At 45.9% G+C, this 12,974-nt stretch carries 15 protein-coding genes; 4 read left to right on the top strand and 11 right to left on the bottom strand.

All coding sequences use genetic code 11. From position 1 onward, the window contains the following. Nucleotides 1-399 precede the first annotated feature (399 nt). Genes TAO_RS02955 through suhB form a run of 5 tightly spaced genes read right to left on the bottom strand, consistent with a single transcriptional unit; the run spans nucleotide 400 to nucleotide 6,286 of the window. The gene (locus tag TAO_RS02955) at nucleotides 400-1,731 is read right to left on the bottom strand and encodes a sigma-54-dependent transcriptional regulator (RefSeq protein WP_096526546.1); all 1,332 of its coding nucleotides are present in this window, start codon (nucleotides 1,729-1,731) and stop codon (nucleotides 400-402) included. Further along, the gene (locus TAO_RS02950; protein WP_096526545.1) at nucleotides 1,728-3,344 is read right to left on the bottom strand and encodes a two-component system sensor histidine kinase NtrB; all 1,617 of its coding nucleotides are present in this window, start codon (nucleotides 3,342-3,344) and stop codon (nucleotides 1,728-1,730) included. Before TAO_RS02950 ends, TAO_RS02955 begins: the two co-directional genes overlap by 4 nt. Before the next feature lie 14 nt (nucleotides 3,345-3,358). After that, a complete protein-coding gene (locus TAO_RS02945) occupies nucleotides 3,359-3,592 on the bottom strand; it encodes a PP0621 family protein (protein ID WP_096526544.1) in 234 nt (77 codons plus the stop codon). Between the two features lie 4 nt (nucleotides 3,593-3,596). After that, a complete protein-coding gene (gene typA / locus TAO_RS02940) occupies nucleotides 3,597-5,426 on the bottom strand; it encodes a translational GTPase TypA (RefSeq protein WP_096526543.1) in 1,830 nt (609 codons plus the stop codon). Between the two features lie 56 nt (nucleotides 5,427-5,482). Further along, nucleotides 5,483-6,286 (bottom strand): inositol-1-monophosphatase, encoded by an 804-nt coding sequence (gene suhB, locus TAO_RS02935; RefSeq protein WP_096526542.1) that lies wholly within the window; start codon nucleotides 6,284-6,286, stop codon nucleotides 5,483-5,485. 218 nt (nucleotides 6,287-6,504) lie between these two features. On the opposite strand from suhB, the gene TAO_RS02930 reads away from it, so the two are divergent. Next, on the top strand, nucleotides 6,505-6,834 hold the full coding sequence (locus tag TAO_RS02930; RefSeq protein ID WP_231910555.1) for an Lpp/OprI family alanine-zipper lipoprotein: 330 nt from the start codon (nucleotides 6,505-6,507) through the stop codon (nucleotides 6,832-6,834). A 324-nt stretch (nucleotides 6,835-7,158) separates the two neighbouring features. On the opposite strand, the gene TAO_RS10055 is transcribed toward TAO_RS02930, so the two are convergent. The 3 genes from TAO_RS10055 to TAO_RS09845 all read right to left on the bottom strand — a co-directional run bounded on the left by TAO_RS10055 (nucleotide 7,159) and on the right by TAO_RS09845 (nucleotide 8,021). Beyond that, entirely contained in the window at nucleotides 7,159-7,284 is a 126-nt protein-coding gene (locus tag TAO_RS10055; protein ID WP_269459378.1) for a hypothetical protein, read from the bottom strand. Between the two features lie 73 nt (nucleotides 7,285-7,357). Continuing rightward, nucleotides 7,358-7,612, bottom strand: a complete 255-nt coding sequence (locus TAO_RS09850; RefSeq protein ID WP_231910554.1) for a L,D-transpeptidase — start codon at nucleotides 7,610-7,612, stop codon at nucleotides 7,358-7,360. A gap of 172 nt (nucleotides 7,613-7,784) precedes the next feature. Next, complete coding sequence (locus TAO_RS09845) at nucleotides 7,785-8,021, bottom strand: LysM peptidoglycan-binding domain-containing protein (protein ID WP_231910553.1); 237 nt, start codon at nucleotides 8,019-8,021, stop codon at nucleotides 7,785-7,787. A 64-nt stretch (nucleotides 8,022-8,085) separates the two neighbouring features. Between TAO_RS09845 and TAO_RS02920 the strand changes: the two genes are divergently transcribed. Continuing rightward, nucleotides 8,086-8,904, top strand: a complete 819-nt coding sequence (locus tag TAO_RS02920) for an outer membrane protein assembly factor BamD (protein ID WP_096526541.1) — start codon at nucleotides 8,086-8,088, stop codon at nucleotides 8,902-8,904. Between the two features lie 34 nt (nucleotides 8,905-8,938). Here TAO_RS02920 and TAO_RS02915 read toward each other — a convergent pair whose 3' ends face one another. Genes TAO_RS02915 through sucC form a run of 3 tightly spaced genes read right to left on the bottom strand, consistent with a single transcriptional unit; the run spans nucleotide 8,939 to nucleotide 11,374 of the window. After that, nucleotides 8,939-9,277: a P-II family nitrogen regulator gene (locus TAO_RS02915; RefSeq protein WP_096526540.1), complete on the bottom strand. Its 339-nt coding sequence runs from the start codon at nucleotides 9,275-9,277 to the stop codon at nucleotides 8,939-8,941. A gap of 46 nt (nucleotides 9,278-9,323) precedes the next feature. Further along, nucleotides 9,324-10,208, bottom strand: coding sequence for a succinate--CoA ligase subunit alpha (sucD, locus tag TAO_RS02910; RefSeq protein ID WP_096526539.1), 885 nt, complete (start codon nucleotides 10,206-10,208; stop codon nucleotides 9,324-9,326). Next, entirely contained in the window at nucleotides 10,205-11,374 is a 1,170-nt protein-coding gene (gene sucC / locus TAO_RS02905) for an ADP-forming succinate--CoA ligase subunit beta (protein ID WP_096526538.1), read from the bottom strand. The genes sucD and sucC overlap by 4 nt, the downstream gene beginning before the upstream one ends. A gap of 68 nt (nucleotides 11,375-11,442) precedes the next feature. Between sucC and pip the strand changes: the two genes are divergently transcribed. Beyond that, on the top strand, nucleotides 11,443-12,387 hold the full coding sequence (gene pip / locus TAO_RS02900; RefSeq protein WP_096526537.1) for a prolyl aminopeptidase: 945 nt from the start codon (nucleotides 11,443-11,445) through the stop codon (nucleotides 12,385-12,387). An 11-nt stretch (nucleotides 12,388-12,398) separates the two neighbouring features. Further along, nucleotides 12,399-12,863 (top strand): D-aminoacyl-tRNA deacylase, encoded by a 465-nt coding sequence (dtd, locus tag TAO_RS02895; RefSeq protein ID WP_096526536.1) that lies wholly within the window; start codon nucleotides 12,399-12,401, stop codon nucleotides 12,861-12,863. The last annotated feature ends 111 nt before the right edge of the window (nucleotides 12,864-12,974 follow it).

Below are 12,974 nucleotides of genomic sequence, written 5' to 3'. Positions count from 1 at the left end.
ACAGACAGTGAATGTTTTTGCTCAACTGCCTATGCTTTTATATAAAGCAATCCCAATGCCATCATTGAGATGAACGAGCAGAAATGGGGTTATTTTGTGAATTTGATCACAGTATTGAGGGCAAAACGTCAAGCAATTAACAACGATGAAACAAAGGGGAGACGTTAACAGCGAACTAAAATTTGTTTGCAGTGACCTTCAAGGGCCATAGTGACGTAGTACGTCACTGAAATTGATAGGGATGGGTATAAATAAAGAAAAACAGCGGAATCCATAGCTAGAGACCAATAACGCTTACCCACCGGAAATCAAGCAATAATCAGGGCAAGCCCCCACCCTAGGCGGGACTGAGGAAAGCCGATTTGAGGGTTTTAAACAAAGCAGCGGTTGCCGCCCCAATTATTCCAGATCCAATTTTTTCAGCCGATAGCGCAGGGCGCGAAACGTGATCCCCAACAATTTAGCCGCCGCGGTTTTGTTATAGCCGGTCTGGGCTAAAGCGTGGAGGATGGCTTGTTTTTCCACAGATTCAAGCCGGTTTTCTAAGGAATCAACCGTAAGAGTTGAACTAAGGCCATGGCTAGTTACCGGTAACTGGAGATCCTCCACCTGAATCAATTCCTCTTCCCGCAAAATCAGCGCCCGTTCCAAGATATTTTCTAGCTCCCGCACATTCCCAGGAAAATGATAGGCTTGGAGTTTTGCCAGCGCTTCGGGGGTGAGTTGGGGACAGATCATTTGATTCGTGGCCGCTAGCCGCGTAAGGATATGATCTGCCAAGGCGGGGATATCCGTTGATCGCGCTCTTAAGGGCGGCAGAGGCAGCTCAATAATATTCAGCCGATAGAACAGATCTTGACGAAATTCTCCCCGCTTAACTAATAACGCCAGATCTTGATGAGTGGCGGAGAGAATGCGAACATCTACTGAGATTTCACTCGCACTTCCCAAAGGCCGTACCGCTCGCTCTTGAATGGCGCGCAATAGTTTCACCTGCATAGCTAAGGATAAATCCCCCACTTCATCTAAAAACAGCGTACCCCCTTCAGAACTCTGAAATAATCCCGCCTTGTCTCGATGAGCGCCGGTAAAACTGCCTTTTTCATAGCCAAAAAATTCACTTTCCAGCAAAGAATCCGGGATAGCGCCACAGTTGACAGGTACAAACGGCCCTGCCGAACGTGGGCTTTGGGCGTGGATGAGCCGCGCCACTAGCTCTTTGCCGGTGCCAGATTCACCACTAATATAAACTGGCGCTTGGCTGCGGGCTAATTTAGCAATCTGGGCGCGCACGACCCGCATGGGAGGGGATTCCCCTAGTAGTTGGTGGCGAGTCCGGCGCTCTTTTTGCGGATAGGTGGAGGGCAATTTCAGGGCGGTGTTGACCAAATTACGGAGAGTGCCCAGATCCACTGGTTTGGAAATAAAATCAAACGCCCCAGATTTTAACGCCGTGACCGCCGCTTCCACATTGCCGTGGGCGGTGATGACGGCAACAGGCAGTTGGGGATACGCCTGATTAATGTGTTTCACCAGCGTAATCCCATCTCCATCGGGTAAGCGCATATCCGTCAGGCACAAATTAAACCCTTGCTGCTGGAGGCATTGCTGCGCCTGTTCAAGATTGGCGGCTTTTTGGCAGCGGATCCCCATGGGGGCGAGGGTTAGCTCCAGCAGAGCTAGGATATCTGGCTCATCATCAACAATGAGGGCTAGGGGTGAAGTCCTCATGGGGCATTAATTTCAGCCCCGGAAATAAAGCAAATCCGAAAACAGCTTCCGCCCTTGGGTCCGGGGAAATACTGGATGGTAGCACCATTGCGCTCGCACAACTCTTGTACTAGATACAGCCCTAATCCGGTACCTTGAGTGGAGAAAAAAGGCTCGAATATTTTCTCAGCAATCTCATTGGGAACCCCCGAACCGGTATCAATCACCTCTAAAAACACCTGACGGCTATGCTCTTCTATGCCGGCTATAATTTGGAAATAAGGCGGATAGCCAGAACCTTGGGCATGCCGCCACGCATTATCGCAAAGGTTCCAGACAATCTGATAAAGCTGAGAGGGATTGGCATAGGCTTGCGCGTGCTCTGGATCTACCTGCAGAGCCACTTGCTCTAGGTGAATTTCCTTAGTGGCACAAAATTCTTCCAGAAAACTCGTTAACCATGGCTTTAAGGCGATGGAATCCAATAAACTTGGGCCTTGATAGCCAAGTTGTAACACGTTTTTAATAATACTGTTAACCCGATCACAATGACTTAAGATAATCTTTAACAGCTGACGTTCATCGGTATGGTGCAAAGCAGCAGATTCATCCAGCAGTTGAGCGGCGTGGCTAATAGCGCCTAAAGGATTACGGATTTCATGGGCAATACTGGCGGTTAACCGGCCTAAAGAAGCCAGCTTAAGCTGCTGGGCTTGGCGAGCAATGACTGAGGTATCCTCTAAAAAGATCAAAGTTCCATAAGAAGCACCTAAGCTAATGAATTTAACTTGGATCTCAGGTTGGTTTAAATCGACATAAATCGTTTTAGGTTGATACCACGTAGGATTTTGTTGCCATTCGGTGAACCGATCCGCCAAGGAGGGGATTAATTTTATGGATAAATGCTTAAGAGATTCTTTCGCTGGTAAGGCTAATAATTCTCGTCCCATCTGGTTGATAAGCCGGATAGCGCCATTATGAGCCACCACTAAAACCCCTACTTTCAACTGCTGCACAATATATTCATTGAGCTGATCTAAATTGGCTAGATCCCGCTCTCGTTGCACCACTAGCTTTTCGCTTTTACGCGCTCTAGCCATCAATACTTGGGAGAGTAATGCGGTAGCGAAAAAAGCCATGCCTAATAAACCCGCTTGGGTATAATGGCTATCGGTATCAATCCCTTGGAAAAAAACCAGATAAGAATGCTCAAACAGCACGGCTAAGGCGGCTATAGCTGCTAGCGCGGTGGCAATATAACCAGAGATTAAAATTCCTCCAGCCGCAATCACCATGATTAACAGCATCCCTAAGCCACTGGATACCCCATCACTAGCGTGCATTAGTAGGGTAATCACGCCAATATCGATCCCTAGCTGGAGTAGTACCTGAAAATAAAAGCCACTGACGCGCGTAGCGGCCAGCAGCATAAAAACAATCGCCACCGCGCCATAGATCAAACTGGTCACAAAGAATAGACTAGGATAAAGCTGACCCAGCAGGGGGGGCGCTACCTCAATAACGATAGCACACCAAAATGCAGAAACCATTAGCAAGCGATAAGCGCAGAAAATAATTAACAGCCGCCAAGCGATATCCGCATCTATTGCTACATTGTTGCTTACCTTTACCATAAACTCCCTTAGATTTATGTTTTTTTATGCTTTGACCCCAATTCCCAGTGCTCGCGGCAACAAAAATAATGTTTGCCCGCTGTTAGTGCCTCATTCTCAGGTAAAAAAACATCACAATAGGCACAACGCACCATGGATTGGGCGATCTTTTCCTCCTTATTTTTTCGGCCAATTTGGTAATTCTTTAGCTGTTTTTTTAACAACGTGTAAACTAAAAACAGCATCAGCCCCAATAACAAAAACTGCATCCACTCACTCCCCCGCTGCTAGCTTGCTCCGCGCTGCCCGTTTTCTATCATTCTCTAACAAAAACTTCTTACGTAACCGGATATGCTTAGGCGTGACCTCAACCAACTCATCTTCGCTAATAAACTCTAGCGCTTGCTCTAAACTCAGTTGTATCGGTGGGGTGAGCAAAATATTTTCATCACTCCCCGCCGCGCGGATATTGGTCAGCTGCTTAGCCTTTAAAGGATTAACGACTAGATCATTTTCCCGACAGTGAATACCAATAATCATGCCCTCATAGACTTCAGCCCCTGGGCTGATAAAAAGCCGCCCCCGTTCTTGCAGCTTAAACAACGCATAGCCCAAGGCTTTACCCACCCCCGTTGCTATCAAAACCCCATTGTTACGATACACCATCGCGCCTTTTTTAATGGGGCCGTAATGATCAAACACGTGGTACATCAGCCCAGTACCGGAGGTCGCAGTCATAAACTCCGTCTGAAACCCAATTAAGCCTCGGGAAGGGATCATATACTCCAAACGCACCCGCCCTTTACCATCAGGCACCATATTACTGAGATCGCCTTTACGCTCTCCCAGCTTTTCCATCACTGCCCCTTGAGTCTCCTCTTCTACATCGGCAACAAATAATTCATAAGGTTCACACAATTCTCCATCAATTTCTTTAACAATCACCTCGGGTCGCGATACCCCCAGCTCGTAACCCTCCCGCCGCATATTCTCAATCAAGATAGATAAATGCAGCTCACCTCGGCCTGACACTTTGAATTTATCTGGATCTTCGCCCTCTTCAACCCGTAAAGCGACATTATGAATAAGCTCTCGGAATAAACGATCCCGTAGCTGGCGACTGGTAATATATTTACCTTCTCGGCCTGCAAACGGGGAATTATTGACCTGAAAGGTCATACTGACCGTCGGTTCATCTACCGTTAGGGGGGGTAGCCCTTGCACTTGACTAGGATCGCAAAGAGTATCAGAAATACGTAAATTATCGATCCCTGAAATTGCAATAATATCGCCAGCCCTCGCTTCTGGGATCTCCGTGCGCTTAAGACCAATAAATCCCATCACTTGCAATACCCGCCCTTTACGCCGGATTCCCTCCCGATCGATAATTTCCACCGGAAGATTAGTTTTTATCACCCCTCGCTGGATACGGCCAATGCCAATGGCGCCTACGTAGCTACTATAATCCAAGCTACTAATCTGCATCTGAAACGGACCTTCTAGATCCACATCAGGCGGGGAAACATAGTGGATAATGGCCTGAAACAACGGAGTCATATCCCCAGATCGTACCTGGGGATCAAGCCCCGCATAGCCATGTAGGGCTGAGGTATAAATTACGGGAAAATCCAGTTGCTTCTCGGTAGCGCCTAAACGGTCAAACAGATCAAAGGTTTGATCCAATACCCAGCTTGGGCGACTACCGGGTCGATCAATTTTATTGATGACCACAATAGGATGTAGACCCATGGCAAACGCTTTCTGGGTGACAAAACGGGTTTGAGGCATAGGACCATCCACCGCATCCACCAACAACAGCACTGAATCCACCATGGAAAGTACCCGTTCTACCTCGCCGCCAAAATCTGCATGACCGGGAGTATCCACAATATTAATCCGGTAATCATTCCACTCAATGGCCGTATTTTTAGCCAAAATGGTAATACCGCGTTCCCGCTCAATATCATTAGAATCAAGCACTCGCTCTGCTACTGTTTCCCACTCCCCAAAAGTACCGGACTGTTTCAGGAGCTGATCCACTAAAGTGGTTTTACCATGATCTACATGGGCAATAATGGCAATATTACGAAGTTTATTGAGCATATAAGGCAACCAATGTAATTAAATCCCTAGGTAATTTAAGAATAAGTGTGTGTTAACTAACGTAGATCATCGATTATCAACGGCTGGATAGTCTGGAGGATAGCCTTATGAACTGCTGGGTTTCCTGCGATCACATGACCCGTAGTTAAAAAATCATGGCCTCCCGCAAAATCAGTAACAATTCCCCCCGATTCTTGGATGAGTAGTACTCCAGCGGCAATATCCCACTGGGCCAGATCAAGCTCCCAAAAACCATCTAAACGACCTGCAGCTACATAGGCCAGATCTAAAGCAGCAGATCCGGGTCGTCGGATATCGCTCGCGTACTGAAATAAGGCTCTAAAGGTCGTAAGATAACAGTCCAGATATTGATGTTTTTTAAAGGGAAAGCCCGTTCCTAGTAAAGCGCCCTCCAATCCTTTTTGCCGGCTGACTCTTATCCGCCGATCATTCAGGTGAGCACCATTTCCCCGAGAAGCAGTAAATAGCTCTTGCCGTAAAGGATCATAGACCACTGCATGCTGCAGCCAGTCTCTATGCTTGATGCCAATGGAGATAGAAAACTGAGGAAAACTATGGAGAAAGTTAGTGGTGCCATCTAGCGGGTCAATAATCCAGACAATATCCTCTTCTTTTTTCCCCGCTTGCCCAGTTCCCTCCTCAGCTAGAATCTGATGATCTGGGTAAGCTTTATGGATAATATTTATAATTTCTTGCTCAGCACGGCGATCAACATCGCTGACAAAATCATTACGCCCCTTTACCGTAACTTCTAGGTGATCGACTCGATCTAGGGAACGAACAATTAAATTACCAGCACTTCGTGCTGCGCGCACTGCAATATTAAGGAGGGGATGCATAAAATAGAGCCTTTCATCAGATAAAATAAAATAGCCGAGGCTATTACCGGGTAGGTAACCTTAGTAAATATTGCTATATGATACGCTGGTTAAAGTCTCTATCCAAGGCAATGACTAAAAATTGGATTTTTTTCATTTTTCCTGCTAGCTTTTAAAATACGCTGTTAAGGCAAGCTAGAAAAATTTTTAAAGCTTATCTTCTTAACCTAAAGAGATATATGATAAGAAAAAATTTTTATAGCACTCTAAAACTCAGCACTATCACCATTCTTTTACTACCGCTTGGCGCTTGTACTAGCTGGTTTACGGGTAAAACCAGCGAAATAAAACGGCTAGAAACCCTTGTTCAGGCAGCACAAAAGAGCGCTGATCAAGCGCAAGAGACCGCCCAAGAGGCGCAAAGATCGGCTAAATTTGCCTCAGACTCTATTGAGGAGATCTCCTCCAAGACCGATACTGCTCAACAAACTGCCGATAAGGCACTTAACGCCGTCACCCAGTGCTGCGCTAAAGCAGATCGCATGTTTGAAAAAGCGATGAAAAAATAAAGATTTTGAAGAAGCGCAAAGGTGCGCAACGCCCCCCAGCAATGTATTGGAGCACCGGGCGTGAGGGCACAATAAAGCGTATTGATTGTGGTGTTTTTCTGTTATAGGATGCTTTTCCATCTAGGGTTACCGCGAGGAGCGCGGGAAGTAAGGCCTATGGAGGAGCACAACAACTCGACGATAGCTTTTTGGCAAGCCCAAGTGACCATGAAGGCTCCGATGAAGCAGGAAAAACGCAGTGAGCCACCTGGCAGGAGCTAAGCCGGTGAATGTAAATAAACCGATAATTGCGACACGTAAGCAGCTAACCCCGAAAATTTCTAATCATCCAAAGTAATTATTTGGAGTCGCCATCCCAGTATGCTGGCTAGCGATCTGATGGACTAACTTCCAATTAAGCTTGGAAATAGGTTTTTCAGTTATAGCAATGATAGCCACAACCCTATCCATTAGGTTTCCTCGCTTTAAAGCAGGGATAGGGGCATGGGCCTCAAGATACAGGCTATTGTTCTTGATTCCAGCTTTAAATGGCTGATAAACGATATTGACTGGGGTTCCAACTCTTTTCTATATCCTCTGGATAAAATCGAACGCAACCATGACTTACCCGCATCCCTACACCCCAAGGACGATTAGTCCCATGAATCAAATAACCGGGCATTCCTAGGCGCAAGGCAAATTTCCTAAGCGGGTTATTACCCGGGCTGGGCAGAACTCGCCTAGGCAGGGAAGCTCCGTCAGCCTCACGAGCTAATCGTATCGATTCTGGCGAGTCCATACCGGATCCTTTTTTTACCTACCACAGAAGTCACCCCCAGTGGCGTAGACTAGCCTTCTTGCCCAATCCCAATCGGATGGGTAATCACTATCCTTGGCTGCTCCGATGAGGGTTGGAGAAAATAATATAATCGCATCTCAGCTAGACTAATCACAATCCCTTTCCATGGCGCTTAAAGCAATACATATCGGGAGGGAATTGGTAACCATAGGCCAATATTTGGGTTAGCCGCTTTAATTTCGCTATAGCCAATATCATAGCGATGGGCAATATCTAGCAGCGTTTCAGAGGCTTTTGCCGGCACAGATAAATTCTGCCCCACCACCGACTCCCCTGCCAGTGTCAACGTAAAACATACTGCTAATACGGGAGAAACATTAACCGTTATGACAGCGAGGTATGATAACAATAGGCTTCATTCCTAATTTAAGTATAAACTTCCTCTGCTTATTCAGTTGAGATAGTCTAATTATATGCGAACGCTTAGTTTTCTTCTTTTATTGTTAATACTCTCTTTAGCTGGCTGCTCTTCGTTATTTGGTGGAGATAAAAAGCATACATCAGATAAAAAACAGGCTTCAAAAGAGAAAAAAGAAAATGATTGGACAGTAGAACGATACTATGCCGAAGCTAAATCGGCGTTAGATGTAGGGGATTATCAAAAAGCAGCTAAGCTCTATGAGCAGCTAGAATCTCGCTATCCCTTTGGGGCTTACGCTCAACAAGCATTACTAGAATCTGCTTATGCTTATTATAAGTCTAATGAGCCAGAATCGGCTCTAGCGGCATTGGATCGGTTTATTCACCTCTATCCCTTAAATGATCATATGGACTACGCCCTGTATCTTAAAGGGTTAGTTAACTTTGAGCGAGGGGTTGGGGTTATCCAAAAATATGTTCCTCAAGATGAAACCCAGCGAGATCCAGCCTCTGCTGAGGAAGCGTTAAAAGATTTCAAAACCCTTGTTAAACGCTTCCCAAAGAGCCAATATGCCCAGGATAGCGCTCAACGCATTGTCTATCTACGCAATCGCCTAGCTCAGCATGAAGTTAATATAGCTCAATACTACATGCGCCGAGGCGTTTATATTGGGGCTATTAATCGAGCCAAATACGTTATTGAGAACTATCAGCGTACGCTCGCAATTCCTGAAGCTTTAAGCATTATTGTACGAGGGTATAAAATCTTGGGCCTACAGGAATTAGCGCAGGAAAATTTGCGGGTGTTGGAATCTAATTTCCCAACTTACCCCGACATTAAAAAATTAAAGAAATTAAAAATTACTAAATAAAGATAGTTTGAGTTAGGTTTCTTAAACCCTATAACTAAATAGCATCTACCCCTTCCTCACCGGTACGAATACGGATAGTACGCTCAACATTGGTGACAAATATCTTACCATCTCCAATCCGACCTGATCGAGCTGACTTAGTAATCGCTTCAATACAAGCATCCACTAGCTCATCACCGACCACAATCTGCAGCATAATTTTAGGTAGAAAATCCACCACATACTCAGCGCCTCGGTACAATTCCGTATGACCTTTCTGGCGACCAAATCCTTTCACCTCAATAGCTGTCATCCCCGAGACTCCTGCCTCTGATAAAGCTTCACGCACATCATCAAGCTTAAATGGTTTGATAATCGCCTCAATTTTTTTCATTTATTATCCTCTATGATGAATATCGTCAACTCCTAACCTCACCTGATTACTCGCCCTTACTTCCATTGAGCGCTTTAGCCATATATTCCCCTATCTGTGCTGGTGAGTGTACTACAGAAACCCCCGCCGCTAATAATGCTTTTATTTTACCTTCAGCGCTTCCCTTGCCGCCGCTGATAATAGCCCCCGCATGACCCATCCGTCTACCTTTAGGAGCGGTCACCCCGGCAATATAAGCCACCACTGGCTTAGTAACATATTGCTGAATATATTCAGCGGCCTCCTCTTCAGCGCTACCGCCTATTTCACCTACTAAAACAATCCCTTCCGTTTGGGGATCTTGCTCAAAGAGCAGTAAACAATCAATAAAACTCATTCCCTGGATAGGATCCCCACCAATACCCACGCAAGTACTCTGACCCAGCCCCTGCTGGCTTGTTTGGTAAACTGCTTCATAAGTTAAAGTACCTGAACGGGAGATAATCCCTACCCGCCCCGGTTGGTGAATATTCCCCGGCATAATGCCAATTTTACAGGCACCAGGCGTAATAATACCTGGGCAGTTAGGCCCTATCAGATTGGATTGAGTATCCGCTAAAGCTGCTTTAACTTTAAGCATTTCTAGCGCTGGGATTCCTTCAGTGATACAGACAATAAGCTTTATTCCCGCATCCATCGCTTCAAAAATAGCATCTGTTGCCAGAGTAGCCGGAACATAAATCATTGTGGCATCAGCTCCAGTAGCGGCTACTGCTTCTGCTACACTATTAAATATTGGCTGCTCCAGATGAGTCTGTCCTCCTTTACCTGGCGTTACTCCGCCTACCAATTGGGTACCATAAGCCAAGGCCTGCTGGGAGTGAAAAGTGCCCTGCTTACCCGTAAATCCCTGGCAAATCACGCGAGTCTGAGCATCCACTAAAATACTCATCTCGATCTCCTAGCAGCAGCCACCGCTTTTTGCGCAGCATCCGTAAGATCCGTTGCTGGGGTAATATTCATCTTGCTATCTCGTAAAAGCGTACGACCTTGTTCAGCATGGGTACCTTCCAAACGGGCAATCACGGGCAGCTTAATCCCTACCTCTTGTACCGCTTGCATAATGCCTGTTGCAATCAGATCGCAGCGCACAATTCCTCCAAAAATGTTCACTAAAATCGATTGAACTTTGCCATCAGCGACAATCAATTTAAACGCTTCTGCTACCCGATCGGCTGTAGCCGTACCTCCCACATCAAGGAAATTTGCCGGTGCTCCTCCATGAAGCTTAATTAAATCCATAGTAGCCATGGCCAGCCCAGCACCATTGACCATACAAGCAATATCGCCTTCCAAAGAAATATAATTTAATCCGTGAGTACGGGCTTGAACTTCTTTTCGATCCTCTTGTGTAGTATCTCGCAGCTCTTCCCAATGGGGATGGCGAAAAGCAGCATTATCATCCAGTATCACCTTGGCATCCAAAGCCAACACCCCCCCTTGGGCAGTCACAACCAAAGGGTTTATCTCTACCAACGCGGCATCTTGCTCTATAAATAGCCGATACATTGATTTCATCATCTGAGCTAATTGCTGCCGCTGCTCTCCACCTAAGCCAAAAGCAAAACCCACTTGCCGGCATTGATAGGGCTGCAGACCCCCTATTGGGTGAATGGCTAGCTGCTGGATCCTCTTTGGATGTTCCTTTGCAACCTGCTCAATCTCTACCCCCCCTTGATTTGAGGCCATAATAACAATCTGCTTTAGCTGGCGATCTATAGTCATTGCTAGATAAAATTCCTGAACCACGTCTGCTGATCTTTCTACCAAGATAGTATGAACTGGTAATCCTTTCGCCGTCGTTTGCGCAGTGACTAAGCATGTGCCCAGTAAATGAGTAGAAAAATCGGATAACGCCTCTAAGGTAGTGCCAATACACACACCTCCAGCCTTACCACGCCCACCAGCGTGAATTTGTGCCTTAGCTACCCAAGAATTTCCTTCAAATTTCTGCCCCAAGGCGCAAGCCTCTTGAGCAGAGGTGGCTGGCCCCCCTTGAGGTACAGGTATGCCATAATTGGTAAACAGCTGCTTAGCTTGAAATTCATGCAAAATCATATTTTGAATCTACTTAAATAGGATACTAATATTGTGTCCATAAAATAAATAATAGGCAAAACAATTTCATGCTTACCCTTTATCCTGATATTAAACCGTATATATGTCATACCTTAGCTGTTGACTCAATCCATCAACTCTATGTTGAGGAATGTGGTAACCCTAACGGGTTACCAGCACTTTTTCTTCATGGAGGACCTGGGGCGGGTTGTCATCCCCACCACCGCTGCTTTTTTGATCCGGATATTTATCGGATCATCCTTTTTGATCAGCGAGGTTGCGGTCGTTCTACTCCCCGAGGCGAGCTACAAGAAAACACTACCTCAGCCCTGCTGGCGGATATAGCCCAAATCCAAGATCACCTAGGCATTAAGCGCTGGTTGATTTTTGGTACCTCTTGGGGATCGGCGTTAGCGCTGCTTTACGCGGAAACTTATCCCGATCAGATCCTTGGCCTTATCTTACATGGTATTTTTCTGGCCCGAGCACAAGATACCCGCTGGTTTCTGCAAGAAGGTGCTCCTCAAATCTTCCCTGACGCCTGGGCCTGTTTAGTAAAAAATATTCCGCCTGAAAAACAAAACGACCTACTCACTGCTTTTGCTGATCTGCTGAGTGGCACTGATGAACTTGCCCAAATGGCTGCAGCTAAGGCTTTAGGTACCTGGAAATCTAGTTGCGCCGGGTTTACCTATGAGAAGGTAGTCCCCTACGATAACCAGACGGCCATATTGGCTCAGGCCCATATTCAAACCCACTACGCTAAGCACCATTATTTTATCGCACCTAACCAAATACTCGCCAATGCTCATCAATTAGCCACTATTCCTGGGGTAATTACCCATGGTCGCTACGATATGATCTGCCCTTTGCGCAACGCTTGGGAATTATATCAAGCTTGGCCAGTAGCTCAACTACACATTGTACCTGCTGCCGGCCATCGATCTAGCGATCTCGCCAATGCCGACGCTTTAGTTCGCGCCACTCAGATTATGGCCAGAGAACTTCAATAAATATTCCACTGATGATTGGATTACTACAACGAGTCACTCATGCTCAAGTTATGGTTGCTGAAAAAGTTATTGCTAAAATTGGCCCAGGGTTATTGGTCTTAGTAGGGATAGAACGGGAGGATGGGAACAATCAAGCCAACCGATTATTAGAACGTCTACTTAATTATCGTCTCTTTGCTGATACTAACGGGCGGATGAATCTTAGCTTAATTGACACTCAAGGCGGTTTACTACTGGTGCCTCAATTTACCTTAGCCGCTGATACCCAGAAAGGCGCTCGCCCTAGTTTTACCTCAGCAGCACCCCTAGAACTTAGTGAGTCACTATTCAATTATTTATTTACTCAAGCTACCGCTCTCTATCCTAAAGTAGCTGTGGGTCAGTTTGGTGCTCACATGCAAGTCAGCCTTACTAATGATGGCCCCGTCACCTTTACCTTACGAGTCCCACCCAATAAGAAGATTATCACTCCTTAAATAAATACGCGTTATTGCTTAAGCACTCAATAATAGAAACTATAGCCAACTTACCAAGCAAACTTTTCTGTAACTTTCATGATTTGAAGAGAAAAATAAACTAAGATTATG

The organism is Candidatus Nitrosoglobus terrae, from assembly GCF_002356115.1.
GTDB classification, from domain to species: Bacteria; Pseudomonadota; Gammaproteobacteria; order Nitrosococcales; family Nitrosococcaceae; genus Nitrosoglobus; species Nitrosoglobus terrae.
This window is presented reverse-complemented; position numbering and strand designations above follow the sequence as displayed.

Excerpts from the sequence above, each read along its gene's own strand:
- TAO_RS02955 (WP_096526546.1), bottom strand. The coding sequence starts at position 1,731 with ATGAGGACTTCACCCCTAGCCCTCATTGTTGATGATGAGCCAGATATC.
- TAO_RS02950 (WP_096526545.1), bottom strand. The coding sequence starts at position 3,344 with ATGGTAAAGGTAAGCAACAATGTAGCAATAGATGCGGATATCGCTTGG.
- TAO_RS02945 (WP_096526544.1), bottom strand. The coding sequence starts at position 3,592 with ATGCAGTTTTTGTTATTGGGGCTGATGCTGTTTTTAGTTTACACGTTG.
- typA (WP_096526543.1), bottom strand. The coding sequence starts at position 5,426 with ATGCTCAATAAACTTCGTAATATTGCCATTATTGCCCATGTAGATCAT.
- suhB (WP_096526542.1), bottom strand. The coding sequence starts at position 6,286 with ATGCATCCCCTCCTTAATATTGCAGTGCGCGCAGCACGAAGTGCTGGT.
- TAO_RS02930 (WP_231910555.1), top strand. The coding sequence starts at position 6,505 with ATGATAAGAAAAAATTTTTATAGCACTCTAAAACTCAGCACTATCACC.
- TAO_RS10055 (WP_269459378.1), bottom strand. The coding sequence starts at position 7,284 with ATGGATAGGGTTGTGGCTATCATTGCTATAACTGAAAAACCTATTTCC.
- TAO_RS09850 (WP_231910554.1), bottom strand. The coding sequence starts at position 7,612 with ATGGACTCGCCAGAATCGATACGATTAGCTCGTGAGGCTGACGGAGCT.
- TAO_RS02920 (WP_096526541.1), top strand. The coding sequence starts at position 8,086 with ATGCGAACGCTTAGTTTTCTTCTTTTATTGTTAATACTCTCTTTAGCT.
- TAO_RS02915 (WP_096526540.1), bottom strand. The coding sequence starts at position 9,277 with ATGAAAAAAATTGAGGCGATTATCAAACCATTTAAGCTTGATGATGTG.
- sucD (WP_096526539.1), bottom strand. The coding sequence starts at position 10,208 with ATGAGTATTTTAGTGGATGCTCAGACTCGCGTGATTTGCCAGGGATTT.
- sucC (WP_096526538.1), bottom strand. The coding sequence starts at position 11,374 with ATGATTTTGCATGAATTTCAAGCTAAGCAGCTGTTTACCAATTATGGC.
- pip (WP_096526537.1), top strand. The coding sequence starts at position 11,443 with ATGCTTACCCTTTATCCTGATATTAAACCGTATATATGTCATACCTTA.
- dtd (WP_096526536.1), top strand. The coding sequence starts at position 12,399 with ATGATTGGATTACTACAACGAGTCACTCATGCTCAAGTTATGGTTGCT.